The 20,011-nt window shown below is 60.3% G+C and carries 18 protein-coding genes and 5 pseudogenes; 8 read left to right on the forward strand and 15 right to left on the reverse strand.

Features of this window, described 5'->3' with window-relative positions:
- Positions 1-18 precede the first annotated feature (18 nt).
- Together shn_RS08125 and shn_RS36775 are read left to right on the forward strand one after the other, a co-directional pair.
- Complete coding sequence (locus tag shn_RS08125; RefSeq protein WP_064329951.1) at positions 19-945, forward strand: HNH endonuclease; 927 nt, start codon at positions 19-21, stop codon at positions 943-945.
- 243 nt (positions 946-1,188) lie between these two features.
- A complete protein-coding gene (locus tag shn_RS36775; RefSeq protein ID WP_064329952.1) occupies positions 1,189-2,133 on the forward strand; it encodes a hypothetical protein in 945 nt (314 codons plus the stop codon).
- Here the strand turns inward: shn_RS36775 and shn_RS37590 are convergent.
- Positions 2,108-2,353, reverse strand: coding sequence for a hypothetical protein (locus tag shn_RS37590; RefSeq protein WP_064329953.1), 246 nt, complete (start codon positions 2,351-2,353; stop codon positions 2,108-2,110). The two genes, shn_RS36775 and shn_RS37590, sit on opposite strands and share 26 nt — an antisense overlap.
- Before the next feature lie 50 nt (positions 2,354-2,403).
- Here shn_RS37590 and shn_RS08140 point away from each other — a divergent pair.
- The 3 genes and pseudogenes from shn_RS08140 to istB all read left to right on the forward strand — a co-directional run.
- Positions 2,404-2,718: pseudogene (locus shn_RS08140) on the forward strand (IS21 family transposase); the annotation flags it as partial.
- 116 nt (positions 2,719-2,834) lie between these two features.
- A pseudogene (gene istA / locus shn_RS08145) lies at positions 2,835-4,403 on the forward strand (IS21 family transposase).
- Entirely contained in the window at positions 4,336-5,070 is a 735-nt protein-coding gene (gene istB / locus shn_RS08150) for an IS21-like element helper ATPase IstB (protein WP_003501246.1), read from the forward strand. The pseudogene istA (shn_RS08145) and the gene istB overlap by 68 nt, the downstream one beginning before the upstream one ends.
- A gap of 141 nt (positions 5,071-5,211) precedes the next feature.
- Here the strand turns inward: istB and istA (shn_RS08155) are convergent.
- Positions 5,212-6,285: pseudogene (istA, locus tag shn_RS08155) on the reverse strand (IS21 family transposase); the annotation flags it as partial.
- Between the two features lie 87 nt (positions 6,286-6,372).
- Here istA (shn_RS08155) and shn_RS08160 point away from each other — a divergent pair.
- The 3 genes from shn_RS08160 (at position 6,373) to shn_RS08170 (ending at position 8,881) form a co-directional block, all read left to right on the forward strand.
- The gene (locus tag shn_RS08160) at positions 6,373-6,816 is read left to right on the forward strand and encodes a transposase (protein ID WP_010891468.1); all 444 of its coding nucleotides are present in this window, start codon (positions 6,373-6,375) and stop codon (positions 6,814-6,816) included.
- Positions 6,813-7,166, forward strand: a complete 354-nt coding sequence (gene tnpB, locus shn_RS08165) for an IS66 family insertion sequence element accessory protein TnpB (protein ID WP_064329397.1) — start codon at positions 6,813-6,815, stop codon at positions 7,164-7,166. Before shn_RS08160 ends, tnpB begins: the two co-directional genes overlap by 4 nt.
- A 62-nt stretch (positions 7,167-7,228) precedes the next feature.
- Entirely contained in the window at positions 7,229-8,881 is a 1,653-nt protein-coding gene (locus shn_RS08170; RefSeq protein ID WP_064329396.1) for an IS66 family transposase, read from the forward strand.
- A gap of 72 nt (positions 8,882-8,953) precedes the next feature.
- On the opposite strand, the pseudogene shn_RS08175 reads toward shn_RS08170, so the two are convergent.
- The 13 genes and pseudogenes from shn_RS08175 to shn_RS08235 all read right to left on the reverse strand — a co-directional run.
- Positions 8,954-9,208: pseudogene (locus shn_RS08175) on the reverse strand (IS21 family transposase); the annotation flags it as partial.
- A gap of 46 nt (positions 9,209-9,254) precedes the next feature.
- The gene (locus shn_RS08180) at positions 9,255-9,902 is read right to left on the reverse strand and encodes an AAA family ATPase (RefSeq protein ID WP_245337377.1); all 648 of its coding nucleotides are present in this window, start codon (positions 9,900-9,902) and stop codon (positions 9,255-9,257) included.
- A 160-nt stretch (positions 9,903-10,062) separates the two neighbouring features.
- Positions 10,063-11,022, reverse strand: a complete 960-nt coding sequence (locus shn_RS08185) for a restriction endonuclease (protein ID WP_064329955.1) — start codon at positions 11,020-11,022, stop codon at positions 10,063-10,065.
- Entirely contained in the window at positions 11,019-12,284 is a 1,266-nt protein-coding gene (locus tag shn_RS08190; protein ID WP_064329956.1) for a three-Cys-motif partner protein TcmP, read from the reverse strand. Before shn_RS08190 ends, shn_RS08185 begins: the two co-directional genes overlap by 4 nt.
- Before the next feature lie 24 nt (positions 12,285-12,308).
- Positions 12,309-13,091, reverse strand: coding sequence for a DUF5131 family protein (locus shn_RS08195; RefSeq protein ID WP_064329957.1), 783 nt, complete (start codon positions 13,089-13,091; stop codon positions 12,309-12,311).
- 51 nt (positions 13,092-13,142) lie between these two features.
- A complete protein-coding gene (locus tag shn_RS08200) occupies positions 13,143-13,520 on the reverse strand; it encodes an XRE family transcriptional regulator (protein WP_084437855.1) in 378 nt (125 codons plus the stop codon).
- A gap of 4 nt (positions 13,521-13,524) precedes the next feature.
- A complete protein-coding gene (locus shn_RS08205) occupies positions 13,525-13,890 on the reverse strand; it encodes a type II toxin-antitoxin system RelE/ParE family toxin (protein ID WP_064329958.1) in 366 nt (121 codons plus the stop codon).
- 43 nt (positions 13,891-13,933) lie between these two features.
- Complete coding sequence (locus tag shn_RS08210) at positions 13,934-14,353, reverse strand: thermonuclease family protein (protein ID WP_064329959.1); 420 nt, start codon at positions 14,351-14,353, stop codon at positions 13,934-13,936.
- On the reverse strand, positions 14,350-15,603 hold the full coding sequence (locus shn_RS08215; protein WP_064329960.1) for a site-specific integrase: 1,254 nt from the start codon (positions 15,601-15,603) through the stop codon (positions 14,350-14,352). The genes shn_RS08210 and shn_RS08215 overlap by 4 nt, the downstream gene beginning before the upstream one ends.
- Before the next feature lie 172 nt (positions 15,604-15,775).
- Positions 15,776-16,414, reverse strand: a pseudogene (locus shn_RS08220) (RadC family protein); the annotation flags it as partial.
- An 80-nt stretch (positions 16,415-16,494) separates the two neighbouring features.
- Positions 16,495-17,322 (reverse strand): type I methionyl aminopeptidase, encoded by an 828-nt coding sequence (gene map / locus shn_RS08225; protein ID WP_064329961.1) that lies wholly within the window; start codon positions 17,320-17,322, stop codon positions 16,495-16,497.
- A 30-nt stretch (positions 17,323-17,352) separates the two neighbouring features.
- Positions 17,353-18,072, reverse strand: coding sequence for a DNA/RNA nuclease SfsA (sfsA, locus tag shn_RS08230; RefSeq protein WP_064329962.1), 720 nt, complete (start codon positions 18,070-18,072; stop codon positions 17,353-17,355).
- A 12-nt stretch (positions 18,073-18,084) separates the two neighbouring features.
- A complete protein-coding gene (locus tag shn_RS08235; RefSeq protein WP_064329963.1) occupies positions 18,085-19,941 on the reverse strand; it encodes an alpha/beta hydrolase in 1,857 nt (618 codons plus the stop codon).
- Between the last annotated feature and the right edge of the window lie 70 nt (positions 19,942-20,011).

Raw genomic sequence — 20,011 nt, forward strand, 5'->3', positions numbered from 1 at the left:
TACCGACTGGACGATGCCATGAGTGAAGCTCCGATAGATGCGCGCATTCGATTGGCAGCCGTCGAGCACATCCAACGTGCGAGCGCTGGTGGGGTAATCACGGCAGACGACCTACGGGCGGGATTCCTTGTAGACGGGCAGCGCGTTCCGCTGATCAACCCCCAGCGCGGAATATTCAAGCCCGCGTCCATGAAGTATTTGCTCAGTGTCCGAACCGTCTATCCGCGAACTGGCGCGCGTGTCTGGTATGACGATCAACGCACGGTTCATGCACAAATTGAGCGTGGCGATGAACTCATTGACTATGCATTCATGGGTAAGGACGCGGGTGCCGCGGACAATCGGTGGCTGCGCGAAGCACGAGATGGTCAAATTCCCATCCTCTACTTCCTTGGTGTAGCGCCTCTGCGCTACACATTCATCTGGCCCACTTATGTCGCCGAATGGTCAGCACCGGATTTGAAAGTACGCCTTGCTTTCGGCGCTCCAGCCACAACGAACAAGGATTGGTCCATTCCAGATGCACCGGAGCGACGATACGGTTTGCGGCTGGTTCGGCAGCGTCTTCATCAAGCTACTTTCCGTGAGGCCATTTTAAGCGCCTATGGCAATAGATGCGCGATCACCGGGTTGCCGGAGGCGCGACTGCTCGACGCTGCCCACATCATGCCAGACAAAGACGAAGATCTCGGACAACCGATCGTCCAAAACGGCCTTCCGCTTTCGAAAATTCATCATGCGGCGTTTGATGCCAATTTGATTGGCATCGATGCAGATTACCGGATCCACGTGAGCGACGCTCTGCTTTCGATAAACGACGGTCCTATGTTTGAGTATGGGCTTAAAGCGATGGCGGGGCAGCTTATCAAGCTGCCGACCCGTGGTCAGGACTATCCCGACAGAGGCCGTCTTGAAGAAAGGTTTTCTCAATTTGCCCGACGCTGACGTCAACGATTTTGGTGAAGGTTAAGCGGTATTAAGCAAATCATCGGCGCGCTTTATGGGCTGAAACTTACAAATCGCTACTTCTATGTAGACGCGCACAGCGAGCAGTCGATGAAGTAAATGGGTAAATTTATTGACGGGATCAGGTGTTGTTGCCTTTTTAAAATTGGGAGTTGCGCGATAATACTTAATTTACCAAGATCATGATTAGCTCTTCCGACGAAGATCGTAAGGGAGACCGACGTGCAGGTTGTTCAAACTGCGTTTGATACCTACAATGTTGAGACGCGTGCGCTTGCGACCCAATTCGGCGTCACTGAGGAGAGTTACTACCCCAGTATCCGGCAGCTTCTTACTACGGTTTTGGCGCATACGCAGCTTCCATTTGAGGTGCGAACTGGAACCAGTGAAGTCCGCCCTGGCAAGGGGCGCGATCGACCGGATTTCGTGGTTGCTGACGGTTCGCTCATTGTTGCATACGGTGAAGTGAAGGCTCCGGTCATCGATCTTGTCCAACTTGCTGGTTCAACGGAAAGAGACGACCAAATAGGTCGCTACCTTGCCAGAGTCGGAGTTGTGCTCGTCTGCAATGTGCGCGAAATCGGCATAGTACTATGCCGTAGCGGCGTCAGTCGGGTCGGATTGGATCGTGTGCCGCCAGTCGACCGAGAGCTTGTCCGCACAGCGCCGTTATGGTCCGCGGAGAGTGATAGGCCGCGCTTCGCGAACGAACTCATCGAAATGCTACAGGCAACATTGCTGGATAGCACTCCGATCGGGGAGCCGGCGACACTTGCTCGGATCCTTGCGTTGCAGGCCAAGGCCGCCAAGGCTGCCCTTCCAAGAGATTTGCGTGATCTTGAGTCACTACTTGAAGACTATAGGGATGCGCTGGGTCTTAGTTTCGATCTCGACGACGAGGACGGGCGTGAATTCTTCAAGTCGACGCTGATACAGACGGCCTTCTATGGACTTTTTGCTGCTTGGGCACTTTGGCAGCGTGATCGCGACGGGACCGCGTTTACCTGGGACCGGATAAATCGGTATCTTCGCATCCCATTCCTAGCGGGACTTTTTCACGAATTCCGAAACCCAAGCCGACTACGACATCTCGATCTCGAGCGGCATCTAGACCGTATCCATCCGGCGAAGGCCGCGGGGTTTATGATTTCGGCTCGTCTGCCATGATGCGTTCGATCCTTGCAGAATCGCATTGCTCGTCCACAAGGAACTGTCGGACACCGCCATCCCAGGTGCGGATATCGGCGAGGAATTCCTTTAGACTTTCGATGCCCCGGTCGGTGAAGGTCGTGATGCCCTCTTCGCTGCCGTCATAGGCATGGATCTGTTGGTTTCCACGCAGAACTGAGCCGGTTAGGCGCATAATTTCCATTGAGAATTGAGCCATGTGAACCTTCCCCCAACGCGGAGAGCGACGGGGGCAACGGAGTGATCCACATGGGACTTTTAAATATCATTCGTCGGATGGCGCTGCGTGAGAAGCAGTCGATCCGCGAGATCAGCCGGCGAACAGGGCTGTCGCGGAACACGATCGCGAAGTATCTGAACGCTGGTACAATCGAACCAACATTCACCGTACCGGAACGACCGAGCAAGCTTGATCCGTTTGCCGACAAGCTGGCGGCCTGGCTGAAGACCGAGGCCGGGAAGTCGCGCAAACAGCGACGAACACTGAAGCAGGTTCATGCCGACCTGGTGGCTCTCGGCTTTACCGGCTCCTATGGTCGGGTTGCCGCCTTCGCCCGTGATTGGCTGTGTTTCGGCATGGAATAAGGACCCCGCAAATGGGGTGATCGGCGTCCAAACGGGACCCCCATCTGCGATGGGGTTACAACAGCCTCCGGTTTCATTGGAGGCTTTTTATTTGGATGCTTGTTGTGGAGACAATTCTGAAGATACGTCGGCTTTCCCGTGTGCAGGGCAAGACGATCAAGGCGATCTGCCGGGAGTTGGGTGTATCGCGGAAAGTGGTGCGGAAGGTTCTGCGCAGCGATGAGACGGAGTTCAAGTACGAGCGGACCCGTCAACCTCAGCCGAAGCTCGGCCCCTGGCGCGATCAGCTCGATGGAATGCTGCTCGCCAATGCGGCCAAATCCTCTCGCGAACGGCTGACACTGATCCGGCTGTTCGAGGACTTGCGCGACCTCGGCTACGAGGGCGGTTACGACACCGTCCGGCGTTACGCCCGAACCTGGGCGAAGGAACGCGGCTCGGTTACGGCGGAAGCCTACGTGCCGCTCTATTATGCGCCGGGCGAGGCTTACCAGTTTGACTGGAGCCACGAGATCGTCGTGCTGAACGGCGTGACGACGACGGTAAAGGTGGCGCATGTCCGGCTCTGCCACAGCCGGATGATGTATGTGAGAGCCTATCCGCGCGAGACGCAGGAGATGGTCTTCGATGCCCATGACCGGGCATTTGCGTTCTTCGGCGGGGCCTGCACGCGCGGCATCTACGATAACATGAAGACGGCGGTGGAGACGGTCTTCGTCGGCAGGGAACGACAATACAATCGCCGCTTCCTGCAGATGTGTAGCCATTACCTGATCGAGCCGGTGGCCTGCACGCCGGCGTCGGGGTGGGAGAAGGGCCAGGTCGAGAACCAGGTCAACCTGGTGCGGGAACGCTTCTTCACGCCACGGCTGCGCTTCAAGTCCTACGATGAACTGAATGGCTGGTTGCTGGACAAGTGCATCAGCTATGCCCGCGCCCATAAGCATGTCGATCAAACGGAGCGCACGATCTGGGAGGTGTTCGATGGGGAACGGCCGCACCTGGTCGGCTATCCCGGCAAGTTCGACGGCTTCCACGCGGTGCAGGCCTCGATCGGCAAGACCTGCCTCGTGCGTTTCGACAACAACAAATACTCGGTGCTATCCACGGCAGTCGGCCGCCCGGCCGAGATACATGCCTATGCAGATCGCATCGTCATCCGGCAGGATGGCGTGGAGATCGGCCAACACGATCGCTGCTTCGGCCGTGGCGAGACGATCTATAATCCCTGGCATTACGTGCCGGTCCTGACCCGCAAGCCGGGAGCACTGCGCAACGGTGCGCCATTCCACGACTGGGTTTTGCCCGCCGCCATGGAGAAGGTGCGCCGCCGGCTGAAGTCCATGCATGACGGCGACCGGCAGATGGTGTCGATCCTCGAATGTGTGGGCCTGGACGGGCTCCCCGCCGTCGAAGCGGCCTGCCAGGAGGCGCTCGATCAGGGCGTGTTCTCGGCTGCCGTCATCATCAACATCCTGGCCCGCAAGCGTGATCCGCAGCCGGCCGCCATCCTTTCCATTCCCGATGCGCTTCGCCTGACCCACGAGCCTCTGGCCGATTGCGCGCGTTACGACAGCCTCAGGAGGGCAAGCTGATATGGAACGATCCCAAATCCTCGACATGATGGGCACGCTGAAGCTGTTCGGCATGCGCAGCGCTTATGACGAGATCATGGCCTCCGGCATCAAGCGGCAGCACGAACCGCCGCGCATCGTGGGTGACCTGCTACAGTCGGAGATCGCCGAGAAGCAAGCACGCTCCATCAAATACCAGATCACCGTCGCCAAGCTGCCGCTGGCCAAGGACATCGACGACTTCGACTTCACCGACACGCCGGTCAACGAAGGGCTCGTGCGCCAGCTTGCGACAGGAGCCTTCCTCGCCGAGCAGCACAATATCGTTCTGGTCGGCGGAACCGGCACGGGGAAGTCCCACTTGTCCATCGCCCTTGCTCGTGCTCTGATCCGCAACGGAGCACGCGGTCGCTTCTTCAACGTCGTCGACCTCGTCAATCGGCTTGAGACGGAGGCACGTAGCGGAAAGCAGGGGCGGCTGGCCGACTTCATCACCAGGCTCGACTTCGTCATCATGGACGAACTCGGCTACCTCCCATTCGCTCAGGCCGGCGGCCAGCTCCTCTTCCATCTGATCAGCAGGCTCTACGAGCGGACCTCGATCATCGTCACGACAAACCTGGCGTTCGGCGAGTGGCCCGCCGTATTCGGCGACGCCAAAATGACCGCCGCTCTGCTCGACAGACTAACCCACCATTGCGAGATCGTGGAAACCGGGAACGAATCCTGGCGCTTCAAAAACCGCTCTCAAAGCTAAAGCCGAAAAGACAAACAACCCGCGCCCGCAGGCCCCTGCGCTAAATGGAGAGCTCCGGGCCTACGCGCGCTGACCCGATGCAACCAGAGGCAGGGGTCCCTTTTGGGAGCCGATAGGGGGTCCCGTTTCGATGCCGATTGACATATCGGCCATCTCACGATCGCCGCCCAGGCGACGCAGCATCTGGTCCTGCAACTGTCGAAAGGCCAGCGGCAATTCCAGGAAAGGCGCACCATTGCGCAAGGCACCGGGCTTGCGCTGAATGACGGCAAGGTAGTGTCGCCAGTCGTAAATCGTCCGCGGCGGTTTGTCGTGGCTGCGCTCAATCACCCTCGGATGTTCGCATAGGACATTACCCTCGGCCGCAACGACCAGTCGCTCGGGATAGATTCGCAAGCTGACAGGCCGGTTCGCAAACGATGCAGGCACGCTATAGCGGTTCCGCTCGAAGGTGATCAGGCATGTCGGAGAGACACGTTTGCCCTGCTCGACGAAGCCGTCAAACGCAGCGGGGAGCGCCATCAATGCTGGCTGTTCCGCGGACCAGACGTCCGCGATCGTGCCGGGCAAGGTGCCGTGTGCTGTGTCGCGCCACAGGTCCTGGCAATGCTGTTCCAGCCAGGCATTCAATGCCGCCAGATCAGGAAAGTCCGGCATCTGTTGCCACAGTCGCGGCCGGGCATCCTGGACATTCTTCTCGACCTGGCCCTTCTCCCAGCCCGCGGCAGGATTGCAAAACTCAGGCGCAAAGACGTAGTGGTTCGTCATCGCGAGGAAACGGATATTGACCTGTCGCTCCTTGCCACGACCGACGCGATCGACCGCGGTTTTCATGTTATCGTAAATGCCGCGAGCAGGGACGCCGCCGAACACACGGAAGCCGTGCCAATGGGCGTCAAACAGCATCTCGTGCGTCTGCAGCAGATACGCCCTGACCAAAAACGCGCGACTGTGCGATAGCTTGATATGCGCGACCTGCAGCTTTGTGCGCTCGCCGCCAATGACGGCATAGTCCTCACTCCAATCGAATTGGAATGCTTCGCCTGGGCGGAAAGACAGCGGAACAAATATGCCGCGGCCCGTCGTCTGCTGCTCACGTTGTCGTTCCGCTCGCCAATCACGGGCGAAGGCGGCAACCCGACCATAGGAGCCGGTAAAGCCGAGAGCCACCAGGTCGGCATGAACCTGCTTCAGTGTTCGTCGCTGTTTGCGCGTAAGCGCCGTCTGCGTCCCATTGGGTTGGCTATATTTTGAGGCTTTCTGCGTGTGCGAGAAGGTTTCCAGGACTATCTGGAGATTGGCATGGCAGATGATGGATTTGTTGGGCGCTACGAGGTTGTCGAGCCGCGTCGTGGGAACCGGCGTTGGCCGGATGATATGAAGGCGCGGATTGTCGCGGAAAGCTTTGAGCCTGGTGTTCGAGTTGCTGATGTCGCACGCCGTCACGACGTTGTTCCGCACCAGCTTTCCTTCTGGCGCCGGCAAGCGCGTGAGGGCATTCTGGCCCTGCCTTTTGAGGCTATGTCGGGCCCGTCGGAGATCGGGGATGGCGAGCCTGCCTTTGTACCTTTGGCGATTGCGGTGGAGCCGAGCGAGACTGTGAATGTTTTGGCGCCGCCGCTGCCGGCGGCGGTTTTGCCGGTCTTGACGCTGGAGATCGGCCCGGACGTTGTGATGCGGGTTCCTGGCGATGTGCCGGTTGAGCGCGTAGCGGCTCTGGTGCAGGCAGTACGAGGGACGACATGATCGTCGCTGGCCAGCGACTGCCAATCCTGATCGCAACGCGTCCGGTGGACTTCCGCTGTGGGCATCAGGCGCTGGCTTTGATGGTGCAGACCGAATTGAAGCTCGACCCGCATTCCGGGGTGACGGTTATCTTCCGGTCGAAGCGCGGGGATCGCTTGAAGATCCTGGTATGGGATGGCACCGGAATGGTGCTGATCTACAAAATCCTTGAACAGGGAAGCTTTGCCTGGCCCAAGGTGCAGGATGGAACAATGCGTCTTTCCAGGGCTCAGTATGAAGCTTTGTTCGAAGGTCTCGACTGGCGACGGGTCATGGCGCAACGGGTGACGGCGCCGTTGGCGGCAGGGTGAGCATCCGGTTGTCTTTGCATTGTTTTGTTTGGTTTTTTTGTGCTGTCTTGCTATAAGATAGCATGTCATCGCCGCTTGATCTCAGCCTGTTCCCGGACCTTCCGCCAGAGGTGGTGAAGGCGTTCGATGCGATGCAGTTCGAGCTGTCGGTCGAGCGTGCTGCCCGTCAGCATGAGCAGGCTGTGGTGGCCGAAAAGGATGCGTTCATCGCAGAGCTGAAGGAACTGGTCGAGAAGCTTGAAGGTCAGGTTCACGACTATCGGCGCACGAAGTTCGGGCCGAAATCGGAAAAGCTCGATCCGGCGCAGATGGAACTGGCGCTGGAAGACCTTGAAACGGCGATTGCCGAGACACAGGCGCGGATCGCCGCCGTTGAGAAAAAGATCGAAGCCAGCGCACCCGATCCGGGCAAGGCTGCTCCTCGCAAGGAGCGTAAGGTCCGTGCACTTCCCGAACACCTGCCGCGGGTCGAGAGAGTGATCGAGCCCGAGAACATCGTTTGTCCCTGCGGTTGTGGCAACATGGTCCGGATCGGCGAAGACCGGACGGAACGGCTCGACCGGATTCCGGCACGCTATCAGGTGATCGTCACGATCCGCCCGAAATACGCCTGTCCCAAGGGTCGAACGGGCGTCGTCCAGGCCAGAGCGCCGGCACATCTTTTGGAAGGGAGCTGGCCGACGGAAGCCCTTCTGGCTGAGATTGCCGTCTCCAAGCATTCCGAACATATGCCGCTCAACCGGCAAGCTGAGGTCATGGCGCGACACGGGGTGCCGATCGACCGCACGGTCCTTTCCGACTGGATGGGGCGTACGGGTCGCGAAATCGCACCGGTGGTCGACCACATGGCCAAACGACTGCTGTGGGAAAGCACGCGCCTCTATGTCGACGAGACAACGGCTCCGGTGTTGGATCCGGGGCGAGGCAAGACAAAAACCGGCTATCTCTGGGCCGTGTTGCGTGACGACCGCGGCTGGAATGGTTCGGCGCCGCCGGGCGTGGTGTTCCATTACCGGCCCGGGCGTAAAGGCGAATATGCCGCTGAAATCCTCAACGGGTTCAACGGCACGATCCAGGTCGATGCCTACGGTGGCTACTCTCACCTCGCCACATCGGACCGCATCGGTGGCAAGCCCTTGAAGCTGGCTTTCTGTTGGGCACACGGGCGCAGGAAGCTGATCAAGGCCACACCGAAGAGCGGATCGCCCATCGTCGACGAGGCGCTGGTTCGCATCGCCGCGCTCTACAAGATCGAAGACAGTATCCGGGGCTCAGATCCCGAATATCGCCGGGCAGTTCGACAGGACCTGTCCCTCCCGCTGGTGGACGCGTTCTTCGCCTGGCTGGCAGCGCAAGCCAAGCGCATCTCACGCAAATCTGACCTTGGAAAAGCCTTGGCCTATATGCTGACGCGGCAGGACGGCTTCCGGCTGTTCCTGGACGATGGCCACGTCGATATCGACTCCAACCTCGTGGAAAACGCGATCCGCCGACCGGCCATGAATCGCCGCAATGCGCTCTTTGCCGGGCACGATGAAGGGGGCCGCAATTGGGCTCGGTTTGCCAGCCTCATCGGCACTTGTAAAATAAACGGCGTCGAGCCCTACGCCTACCTGTGCGACCTCTTCACCCGCCTCGCGAACGGCCACCTCGCCAAAGACATCGATGCTCTGATGCCTTGGGCTTACGCCGCCCGCGGCAAGGCCTCACAATGAGCTCGCCAGGTACTATTCGGTGAGCTCATTTGACGGCCGATATCGTCGTCAGATCGCTGCAACCGAAAAATCCATGGGGCGTGGACGCCGCATACGTTTGCGCGACTTCCCGGCCTCGGTCTTCAGCCAGGCCGCCAGCTTGTCGGCAAACGGATCAAGCTTGCTCGGTCGTTCCGGTACGGTGAATGTTGGTTCGATTGTACCAGCGTTCAGATACTTCGCGATCGTGTTCCGCGACAGCCCTGTTCGCCGGCTGATCTCGCGGATCGACTGCTTCTCACGCAGCGCCATCCGACGAATGATATTTAAAAGTCCCATGTGGATCACTCCGTTGCCCCCGTCGCTCTCCGCGTTGGGGGAAGGTTCACATGGCTCAATTCTCAATGGAAATTATGCGCCTAACCGGCTCAGTTCTGCGTGGAAACCAACAGCGAACCCCTTGCGACCAGTTGATTGCTCGCCAGAGCCGACCGCGCAGGAAGGCGGTCACCTGGGAGGCGCCGTCGCGTGTTGCGGGGACATAGATCATCTGAATGCGGGCGCGGTCTGTCGCCTTGAGCTCGGTGCAATCTGCGTCAGCGAATTGCCCGAAGGTCCGAATCGCCCAATATTTCTGCTCAATCGTTCCGTCGAGCGATCCGTCGTCAGTCCATGTCGCCTCGAGACGCAGACGGCATTTAAGCCTTCCAGCCTCGTCGGCGGCCATCTGGTGGAAGAACTCGGGAACGGCGGCCCCACCAGCGCCGCCGGCATCGAGTTCGGGAAAGGCGATAATGGCTTCCAGCGTGAAGCTTCGCTGCAGCGGGGAGGCGAGCTCGGCCGAAGGAATGTGAAAATCCTGGCGCCGAAGCCGTCGCTGATCGCCGGTCACGCCGAAGAGACGCTGCAGGGCCTGCATTACGGCAGTTTTTCCCGCGCCGTTGGCGCCGACAAAGGTTGTGAGACCGCTGGTTAAATCAATCGTTGTCGGAGCCGGCCCGAAGCAACGGAAATTGGTCAAGATAAGCTTTTCGATGAACATCGGGTGCGGTCCCCCAAGAGTTGTGCCCGAAGGCTGAATTGCTGATGGCAGGGGAGCGCGAGCATCATCTGGCGATGCGTTTCCGAACCACGGTTTGGCTCACGATCCGCCAGTTTGATGAGTAGTTGAGAGCTGATCGGCGGGCAGATGTTTGGAATGATCACGACCGCTCCTCACTGTCTGGCCAATTACCGCCAGTTCGAAGGTCAGCGATGTCGGTTGAGTTCTTGGGAATCTGCAATGAGATGCGCCAGTCCTTTTCCCTTGACCGGCGCGAAGCAAACTCGACACGCTGTATCGCCGACGTTTCGTCGGACGCGTATTCCATCTTCCTGGCGGCATCGAGAAGGACCTGCTCAGCCTCCATCCAAAGCGCCATGGTAACGATGACATCGCCAAGCAAGCAGGACCCATCCGCAGAAACGAGGGTCACTGTTCCAGGATAGGGAAAGCACGCGGTACGGAATGCGGGCGGCTGCGCCTTCTCAATCCCTTCAAATGGATCAGTAGCCTCTTGCAGTTGGTGCCAAAGATCGTTCAAAGACCAAGTCCCGCCGGTCTCATCGTTGCGGAAGATTGGCGCGAACGGATCGGTATTCTCGGGCAGGACGAAGTCGACATCTTCGGAGGAGGGCATTTTCCAATCGAGAGAACGAAATTTGCGAATGCCAACCCGCGAGACGGCGCAGGCTTTGTGCCAAAAGAGCACGAAGTCTAAACGCAACAGAGAATTTATATCGTCAGCGGTGATATCGGATAGTTTCCGAAGAGAAATGCCATTCTGATCGGCCAGTGATTTCGTGGATTCTGTGAAGCCTGCCGCACTCACCGCTATCGTTCGGTCGGCGCCGATCGCGCTCTTTTTGGTAGCAAGTTGTTCGATCCAGGTGATGTCTTGAATCTTCGTTCTCCGACGGCACTCTATGGTGACAAGCATTTCGGCCGTGCCGATCCGGCAGCGGATGCTTGCGTCGACCTCCCGCAGCCGACCAGTGATCTTACACCTGATGCGATCAGGGGATTTTACAACGATTCCACGCGGGCCAGCGTCCGTCTCGATGCGCGCAACCAAACGCTCGAATTCGCGCCATTCGGGATCTTGACGGCGCCGGGCGGTCACTGCTTGTCACTCTTCTCTGTTCCCGCGCCCAGGAACATGGGGAAGAAGCTTCGCTGCATCTTGACCTTAATGACGTCATTGACGGCAATTGTGTTGGCCTTCCGTCGCTCTCCACCTGCCGGCGTGATTACCTCAAGATCGGGGTTCTCGATGATTGCTGCATGCACATCATCCGCATGCGCAGGGGTGATGTTGTAGATGCTCCCGTAGAAGTCCATGACGGACATGGCATCGCCTGATTCCGTCACGAGGCGCGGAATATCCCCCAAGAGCTGGTTCTTCGCGGACGCGCGACCGCTCTCGTCAAAGAGATAGAGCATGCCCTCATCGTGCCTCGGATCGTAAGACAACATGTCGAGGCCGGACCGACCGAAATGAGCCTGAAGGCTCGCGTTGTCATGAAGGATGTTGTTGTAGACCTGCCTCGCGCGATAGGCGTTGGCAAAGTGGATCAACCAATACCGCCATCCGCCCGGATTGTTGATCGAGAAGGGGCTGACATAGGGAGCGCACAGGCGAAAGGTGTCAAAGACGATCTTCTCCGCCGTCCCGAGCCAGTCATTCTTGCTCATGAGTCCATTAAGCGCATCGACATTCGCGCTCGTTAGCCCAAGATGAGCAAGCCGCACCCTTAGCTGCTCCGGCTGGTTCTTCTGCAGGAACGCCAGAAGCGAACTGATCATAAAGGTGTAAAAGATCTCAGCGGCGGGATAGGAGCGCATAATGTCGAGAAGCGTATCTCGCTCGACGTGACTGTCTCCACATTGATCCAGATTGAAGAGGACGCTTTTGTAGCGCCCTTGCTCCAGAAAAGTCTTGATCTTTGGATAAGCGACCTCGAAAAACTCGTTTAGATACTCCACGCGAAGGTGTAGCTTCGGGCACGTCTGAACAATGTCGGCTTGCATCGGTCCGACATGTGTCTTCAGCAATTCTATGGCATCGCGGCTAGCATCGTTGAAGATAAGAAGACACTCGACCTCGATGGCGCCGAGGCCTTGAACTGCACGATGCGTATTCACTGCCTCGACGGCACGTTTCAGCTCTTCGATGAATATCAGTGGTGACCCAGGCGTGCCGCAGTGATATCGTCCACCACCGGCAAATCCATCGACAATTGCTAGCCGAAAGCGCTCCTGTTGCGGCAGCCTGCAGCGGACGGTCAGATAATCGAAGACGTATTCGCGCAGGATTTTATGTTTGCGCTTTGAATGCTCTTCGAGCTTTGCGCCATCAGCCCATTCATATCGTTTTTCGACCACGTCGCCCCCCGACCGTATTGCGCCTCAAGGAACAGCGGAGGGAACGGTGGGCATCTCATCCCAGGTCCGCCCCCTATATTCGCGTCCGTTGGCCTTTTTTGACCGCTTCTTGTTGTCTTTGCCCCAGGTGCCCCATTGTTTGAAAAAGAAGGCCGTCCCGGCTGATAGGCACTGCACATAAATTTCGTCGATCCACTCCTCACGGATTGGTCGCGCTGCCTTCCCACTTTCGCCACCGACGATCGCCCAATGGATGTCCGCGAGATCGACATTGCCAACGGCTCCGATAAGAGGCTCGAAGGAAATGAACCGAATGGCTGCCGGCACCTGGCGTAGGTGCTCTATGCGACCGACCACGTCCGCATTCTCGATGCTCGTCCCGAGCCAGACATTGGGCAGGACGTCGCCGATGAGGGTGGCGACCAACTTGGCCATGCGTTCGGGACGCTTCGTGAGGATCTGATAGTTGTGATGCGGTGTTTCGCGCATCACCTTCCAGACGTCTCGAATGAAGGCGTCGCTAACGCGCTCATGAAAGAGGTCGCTCATCGAGTTAACAAATATTTTGCGGGATTTGCGCCAGCGGTGCGGAATCGAGAGCGCATCGCGATCCTCGCGCACGACACCATTCCAGACGGTCCGTTTTCCGGTTCTGCGGGTCAGACCGGCATATTTCTGTACACCCATCGCTTCGAGGCGTTTGGCCATCTCCATGGCATAGCAATGCGTGCAGCCGGCGGTTACGATTGAGCATCCCGCGACGGGATTCCAAGTGGCGTCCGTCCACTCGATCTGAGTTTCAGCCATCTTGTCCCCCGTGCTGTTTTTGTGTCGGCCCGCGCATTAGACAGTTCTCAGTCATCGGGCGCCGGCTTGCTTTCGACGGCGCGCTACGGTGCGAACTGGGGCACTGCTCTCGACGCCGACATCGCCGAGGCTGTGCAGCCGAAGCGCAGGGCGCGCTGGAAGCTTAACCGTCAATTCGAGCTTCCCGCCGATCGCCTCGACATAACTGCGCAGCGTCGAGAGATACATATCCGCCTGCTTCTCGATCTTGGAGACCGAGGGCTGCTTGATGTTCAATGCGCTCGCGACGTCTTCCTGGGCTTTGCCGGCGATCTGGCGCAGTTCGCGGAGTCCTTCGACTTCCTGCCGGAGTTCGTCGTAGCGAGCCTCGATCTGCTCCTGCTGGTCGCGGGGCAGCGAAGCTATAACTTCATCCAGGCTCCGTCCCATAGGATCATCCCTTCTTTACGGATTTCAGGTTTTCCAGATGGTCGGAAAACCGGCTATCCGCCTTTGCGATAAGCTGCTTGTAGAAGCGCTTCTGGCTAACGCCCGACTTGTCGCCCGCGATCAGGAGGATAGCCTTCCGTTCGGGGTCAAACGCGAAGGCTGCGCGCCATTCGCCGTCGGCGGCCGAGAAACGCATCTCCTTCATGTTGGTGTGTTTCGAGCCCTTGAGCGTGTCGACATAGGGCCGACCGAGCTGCGGGCCGTATTCGGCGAGCAGCTTCGCGACGGCCAGCAATTCGGTCTGGACCCCGCGCTCGAAAGCCAGAAACTCCGCCTCGAAGGCATCATGCAGTCTGACGTCCCAGTTCATATAGCTTCCAAGCTATGTCGGGTCAAGAGCGAACGTGCTGGCATCAGTTGCCACCCGCGACGACGCCGGCCTGGCGAAGAAGATCTCCGATGCTGTCGGTGCCGATCCGGCAGCGCGCGATCACGCGATCGAATGAGACGACACGGCCGCTGCGGCCGCGCTCCGCGGTGCACGTGATCTCGCGATGTAAGGCTATGCGCTCAAGCGCCGCCTTGGCCGCTGCGCCGCCGGGTTGGTGAAGCTCAGGCGCGTCGAAATCGGCGAGGCGAACCTCGATCCACTCGTTGGGATCGGCCGTCCTGCCGACGCACAGGCCGTCGCCGTCGCCAACGTATTGGACCGTGCCGGAGAACCGCACACCGGGTTGGGCTGGCAGAGGCGCTTTGCACGGATCTGCAAAGGCGGGCGCGACCGAGCAGAAGAAGACAAGCACGCCGGCAAGAAGGAGAGACCGGCGGCTCACGCGGCAGCCTTCAACGTGCTGCTGCCCTTCTTCTTTTTCAGGAGCGCGCGGACGAACTTGTCCCAGCGCGCCATGCCGGCGCGCTTCTCGGGCATGTAGTTCCAGCGATCGTAGTTCTTGGAGCTGACGTCCTGCAGCGCGTGGTTCTGGAGGCGGTCCCGGATCTCTTTCGGCACCCCCGCCTTGCCGGCGAGCGTCTTGAACGTTCGCCGCAGGTCGCGGTTGGTCGCGTAGGGTATGACGCCGCGGTCGCGCTGCCGCCAGACGAAGCTGTAAAGCGTGCCGTGGCTGACCGGCTTCGACGGATCCTTCGCCGAAGGAAAGTACCAGCCGAATTCGTTCGGCTTAATCGACTCGATAAGCTCGGCTGCAAGCGATGGGACCGGGACGGCGTGCGGTTGAAGGTTCTTGGTCTTTGACCAGTCGATGATGCGCTCGGCCGCGTCCCACTGATCGATATGAAGTCGCGCGATCTCCTCCACGCGCTGGCCGGTGAGCATGATGAGCTGCACGGCGCGCGGATATGAGGGGTGGACAGGAGTGTCGGGGCAATCCAGCCAGCGATAGAGCTGGACGAACTCATCCTCGCTGAGCCAGCGTGTGCCCTGGACCTTCGGCTCAGTCGGGATGTCTGAGGCCGGGTTGAAGGGAAGCCGGAAGCGGCGAGGAGATGTGTTCCGGTAATCGTTGTCCGACTTCATCCCCCAGCTAAAGGCAGCATGGATATAGGACCGGACATGATCAGCCATCGATCGAGCGCCGCGCTCATAGATCGGCCGGATCAGCTCCACGATTTCATCGGCTTCGATCTCGCGGGCGAGGCGATTGCGTCCGAGCGTGTCGGCAATCTTGTTGAGGCCTTTCTCCGTTTCCTTCCAGGAGGGCTTGCCGGCAGCTTTCAGCCCTGCAACGTAGCCCTCGAATAGATCGGCGACGGTTCCCGGCCGAGTGTCGGTCGCGATCTTGATGCTGCGACCTTTCTGGATCACGTCGGCGAAGTCGCGTTTGAAAATCTCACGCGCTTGGGCGAGTGACATTGAGGGATACGAACCGAGCTTCTTCTTCGAGCGTTTCCCGTCTCGCCATTGCTGCGCCATCCAATCGGCCGTAACGCGCTTCGGCATAGGCTTGAGCACGAGCACCAGACGGCCAGTGCCGCGTCCTTCGCCGTCTGCGAGATTCTCCTGCTTCTGGCTCAGTTCGACGCGCTTCAGTGCGTGTCGGATCGTGGTGTCGGTCAGGCTTGGCATGGCGTTCCTCCTACTCCCCACAGGGATCGGTCGAGGAGAAACGGGGATCGTTTGCTGGGATCGGAAAGCCGTTTTCAATCCCTCTAACCGCCCCCAATTTGCCATAACCACCCCCTGTACGCAATGCGCAAAAAGCGGCTATGCGCTTGATGATTCAGCGGTATTGAGCGTGATCCAACGTGACGTTGGAGGGGGTAGTGGGGTGGTTGTGGACGAGGATGATCGCCGTCGACGACAGTTCCAGCGCGCGGCGCACCACCTCGCGCGGATAGACCGGCGTGTGGTCCACCGTGCCGTGGCCCTGCACCTCGTCGGCGATCAGCGTGTTGCGCTTGTCGAGGAAGAGGATGCGGAACTGCTCGCGCGGCTCGTGCGCCATGGCGGCGTGGCAATATTGAATGACCGAGGACCAGGAGGCGAGCACGGTCTTGTTGCGGATCTCGCTCTTCAGCGTGCGCTGGGCGACGGCCGAGACGAGCTTCAGGTCCAGCGCCACCGCCTCGCCGATGCCCTTCACCTCCTGCAGCAGGGCGGGTGTCGCGCCGAAGACGCCGGCCAGCGTGCCGAAGCGGTCGAGCAGGGCCTTTGCCACCGGCTTCGTGTCGCGGCGGGGGATGAGGCGGAAGAGGAGGAGTTCGAGGATCTCGTAATCGGCGAGCGCCCCGTCGCCGCTGTCGCGGAAGCGCAGGCGCAACCGCTCGCGGTGGCCGTGATAGTGCTTGTCTTCCGCTGCCGGAAGGGCCTTGGCGGGCGTCGCATGGGTGGGGCGCTCGAAGAAATGGCCCCGCTCGTCGAGCGCATCGAAAAGGTCGTCGGCGGTCGTCGGGGCGTTCCCCGTCCCATCGGGGTGTGTCGAGTCCGTGCGTCCGCGCGATCCCGTCATGGGCGGCCTTAAGCGGAAAGGCCGGGGCGGTCGAGGCCGCCGGGCGAAAGCGTGAAGATCTCGCAGCCATCCGCCGTGACGCCCACCGTGTGCTCGTACTGGGCGGAGAGCGAGCGGTCGCGCGTCACCGCCGTCCAGCCGTCGGAGAGCACCTTCACATGCGGGCGGCCGAGATTGATCATCGGCTCGATGGTGAAGATCATGCCCTCCTTCATTTCCGGCCCCTCGTTGGCGCGGCCGTAGTGCAGGATGTTCGGCGCGTCGTGGAAGAGGCGGCCGACGCCGTGGCCGCAGAAATCGCGCACCACCGAGCAGCGTTCGGCCTCGGCATAGGCCTGGATCGCCTCGCCGATGGCGCCGGTGCGCGCGCCGGGCCTGACGGCGGCGATGCCGCGCATCAGGCATTCGTGGGTGACTTCGAGCAGGCGCTCGGCGGCGCGCTTGATCTCGCCGACGGGATACATGCGGCTCGAATCGCCGTGCCAGCCGTCGAGGATGAAGGTGACGTCGATATTGACGACGTCGCCCTCGCGCAGCGGCTTCTCGTTGGGGATGCCGTGACAGACGACGTGGTTGATCGAGGTGCAGCTCGACCTGGTGTAGCCGCGGTAGTTCAGCGTCGCGGGCAGGGCGCCGTGGTCCATGCCGAATTCGAAGACGAAGCGGTCGATGACATCGGTGGGAACGCCCGGCTTGACCAGCGGGTAGAGCTCGTCGAGGCAGCGCGCCGTGAGCTGGCAGGCCTTGCGCATGCCGGCAAAGGCCTCGGCGTCGTAAAGGCGGATCACGCCCGTATTCTTCAGCGGCGCGGAGGTCGCGTCGATATAGGTCACCATGGTCGAACTTTCGCTAGTCTGTCCGCATGTTCATAGATCAGCCATACCGGGTTCGTCCATGGCGATCGACGCCACGGGCCGGATTTGCTGGGATGTAACGGCGCATTTGACCGCATAGGCCTCGACGCCGCGCGAAAGCGCCCGGCGGAAGCCGGCCGCATAGACGGGGTCGAGATCGGCGCAGATGCGGAACCGCGTGCAATCCTCCCGCTGGATCAGGTAGAGCATCACCGCGCGAAAACCCGCCTCGGCCATGTCGCCGAGCTCTTCGAGGTGTTTTGCGCCGCGCGCCGTCACCGTGTCGGGAAATTCCGCAAGGCCGGCGGCGCGGCGGAAATGCACGTTCTTCACCTCGACATAGGCGAGGGGACGGTCCGGGCCGGAGAGGAGGATGTCGATGCGCGAGTTGCGGCCGTATTTCTTCTCCCGGTCAAGAATGGGATAGCTGCCGAGATCGGCGACCAGGCCGGCGCGGATCGCCTCCTCCGCCAGCCGGTTCGGCAGGCCCGTATTGATGCCGACGACGGTGTTATCCGCCTCCACCAGTTCGAGGCGATGGCGGTGCTTGCGCGTCGGGCTGTCGCTCTGCGACATCCAGATGCGCGAGCCCGGCGCCGTCAGGCCGCGCATCGAGCCGGTATTGGGGCAGGAGCCGGTGATCGCCGAGCCGTCGTCGAGGATGGCGTCGAACAGGAAGCGCTTGTAGCGCTGCACAAGGGTGCCGGAAACGAGCGGCGGATCGAACTTCATGGGCGTCGACGGTCAGGCGCGCACGCGCACGTAGGAGCCGGGCGCCTCCTCGATCGAGTTCATCGTGCCGCCGGTCTTGCGTGCCGGCACCATGCGGTCGTCCTGCGCCTTGATCCAGTCGTGCCAGTGCGGCCACCAGGAGCCGGGCGTCTCCTTCGCCTTTTCCACCCAGTCCTCGAATTCGCCCTTCACCGGCCCGCCGGTCCAGTACTGGTATTTCATCTTGTCCGGCGGATTGACGACGCCGGCGATGTGGCCGGAGCCGGCCATCACATAGGTCACCTTGCCGCCGAAGAACTTGCTGCCGACGAAAACCGATTTCGCCGGCGCGATATGGTCCTCCCTGGTGGCGAGGTTGTAGATCGGGATCTTGACGTCCTTCAGCGACAGCGTCTTGCCGGCAAGCGTCATCTCGCCCTTGGCAAGGGTGTTGTTGAGATAACAATTCCTCAGGTAAAACGAGTGGTTGGCGGCGGGCATTCGCGTGGAATCCGAATTCCAGTAGAGCAGGTCGAAGGGCATGGGATCCTGGCCCTTCAGGTAGTTGTTGACGAAATAGGGCCAGATCAGCTCGGAGGCGCGCAGCATGTTGAAGGCGGTCGCCATCTTCGAGCCGTCGAGATAGCCGGTCGTCTTCATGCCGCGCTCGATGAGGTCGATCTGCTCCTCGTCGGCGAAGACCTTCAGGTCGCCGGCATGGGTGAAGTCGACCTGCGTGGTGAAGAGCGTCGCCGTGCGGATGCGCTTGTCGCCCTCCTGGCCGTGCAAGGCGAGGGTGGCCGCAAGCAGCGTGCCGCCGACGCAATAGCCGATGGCGTTCACCTCGTCCTCGCCGGTTGCCTGGCTGATCGTGTCGAGCGCGAAGCCGATGCCCTCGCGGGCATAGGATTCCCAGTCCTTGGTCGCATGCCGCTCGTCCGGGTTCACCCAGGAGATGACGAAGACCGTGTGGCCCTGGTCGACCGCCCACTTGATGAAGGATTTCGCCGGGTTGAGGTCGAGGATGTAGAACTTGTTGATCCAGGGCGGGCAGATGAGCAGCGGGCGCTTCAGCACCTTTTCCGTCGTCGCGTCGTACTGGATGACCTGGCAGACATCGCTCTGCGCCAGCACCTTGCCCGGCGTCAGCGCCATGTTCTCGCCGATGGCGAACTTGCTCGTGTCGGTCTGGCGCAGCTTCAGGTCGCCGCGGCCGGCGGCGATGTCCTCGGCCAGCATCTTCATGCCGCGCACGAGGTTGGCGCCGTTGGAAGCCACCGTCTCGCGGTAGAGCTGCGGATTGGTGGTGACGAAATTGCTCGGCGAGATCGCGCTGGCGATCTGCTTCACATAGAAGCCCGCCTTGTGGCGCGTGTGCTCGTCGAGCCCTTCGGCATCCGTGACCAGCTTCTCCGCCCAGTCGGAGGTGACGAAATAGGCCTGGCGCAGGAAATCGAAGAAGGGGTTCTTCACCCAGTCTTCGTCGGCAAAGCGCTTGTCCTTGCCGTGCGGATCGGGCGCGGCGTCCTGCGCCTCGCCGGAAAGGCGCCCCAGCGTGCGCGACCAGATGTTGAAATAGCCGCCGAGCAGCAGCGTCTGCGCCTCCAGCGTGCGGCGCGGGTCCGTCAGCCAGTATTCGGAGACTTTGGAGAGGGTTTTCACCATGTCGACCATCGGCTCGGAAACCGTGTCGACCTTCTCGCCGCTTTCGCGCGGGGCAAGCCAGGCGGAGGCGGCCTTGCCGAGCTGTTCGATGGTGCGCGCGAAGTTGACCGTCAGCGCCTCGGGATCCTTGACGATGTAGGGCTCGATCGTCGCGGGGTCGAAGGGCTGGAAACCGGGTTTGTTTCCGGCCGCATCGCGTTCATTCGCCTTGCGTTCGTCGGCCATGGTTCCCTCCCGATTTTATTGTTACTTTTGTATTTTTACATTCTCTACGAAACAGATTACAAGGGCCTGA

Source organism: Shinella sp. HZN7, from assembly GCF_001652565.1.
Taxonomy (GTDB): domain Bacteria; phylum Pseudomonadota; class Alphaproteobacteria; order Rhizobiales; family Rhizobiaceae; genus Shinella; species Shinella granuli.

Coding starts and splice junctions, on each gene's coding strand:
- tnpB (WP_064329397.1), top strand. CDS start 6,813: ATGATCGTCGCTGGCCAGCGACTGCCAATCCTGATCGCAACGCGTCCG.
- shn_RS08170 (WP_064329396.1), top strand. CDS start 7,229: ATGTCATCGCCGCTTGATCTCAGCCTGTTCCCGGACCTTCCGCCAGAG.
- shn_RS08205 (WP_064329958.1), bottom strand. CDS start 13,890: ATGAACTGGGACGTCAGACTGCATGATGCCTTCGAGGCGGAGTTTCTG.
- shn_RS08180 (WP_245337377.1), bottom strand. CDS start 9,902: ATGTTCATCGAAAAGCTTATCTTGACCAATTTCCGTTGCTTCGGGCCG.
- shn_RS08125 (WP_064329951.1), top strand. CDS start 19: ATGAGTGAAGCTCCGATAGATGCGCGCATTCGATTGGCAGCCGTCGAG.
- istB (WP_003501246.1), top strand. CDS start 4,336: ATGGAACGATCCCAAATCCTCGACATGATGGGCACGCTGAAGCTGTTC.
- shn_RS37590 (WP_064329953.1), bottom strand. CDS start 2,353: ATGGCTCAATTCTCAATGGAAATTATGCGCCTAACCGGCTCAGTTCTG.
- shn_RS08160 (WP_010891468.1), top strand. CDS start 6,373: ATGGCAGATGATGGATTTGTTGGGCGCTACGAGGTTGTCGAGCCGCGT.
- sfsA (WP_064329962.1), bottom strand. CDS start 18,072: ATGAAGTTCGATCCGCCGCTCGTTTCCGGCACCCTTGTGCAGCGCTAC.
- map (WP_064329961.1), bottom strand. CDS start 17,322: ATGGTGACCTATATCGACGCGACCTCCGCGCCGCTGAAGAATACGGGC.
- shn_RS08215 (WP_064329960.1), bottom strand. CDS start 15,603: ATGCCAAGCCTGACCGACACCACGATCCGACACGCACTGAAGCGCGTC.
- shn_RS08195 (WP_064329957.1), bottom strand. CDS start 13,091: ATGGCTGAAACTCAGATCGAGTGGACGGACGCCACTTGGAATCCCGTC.
- shn_RS08235 (WP_064329963.1), bottom strand. CDS start 19,941: ATGGCCGACGAACGCAAGGCGAATGAACGCGATGCGGCCGGAAACAAA.
- shn_RS08200 (WP_084437855.1), bottom strand. CDS start 13,520: ATGGGACGGAGCCTGGATGAAGTTATAGCTTCGCTGCCCCGCGACCAG.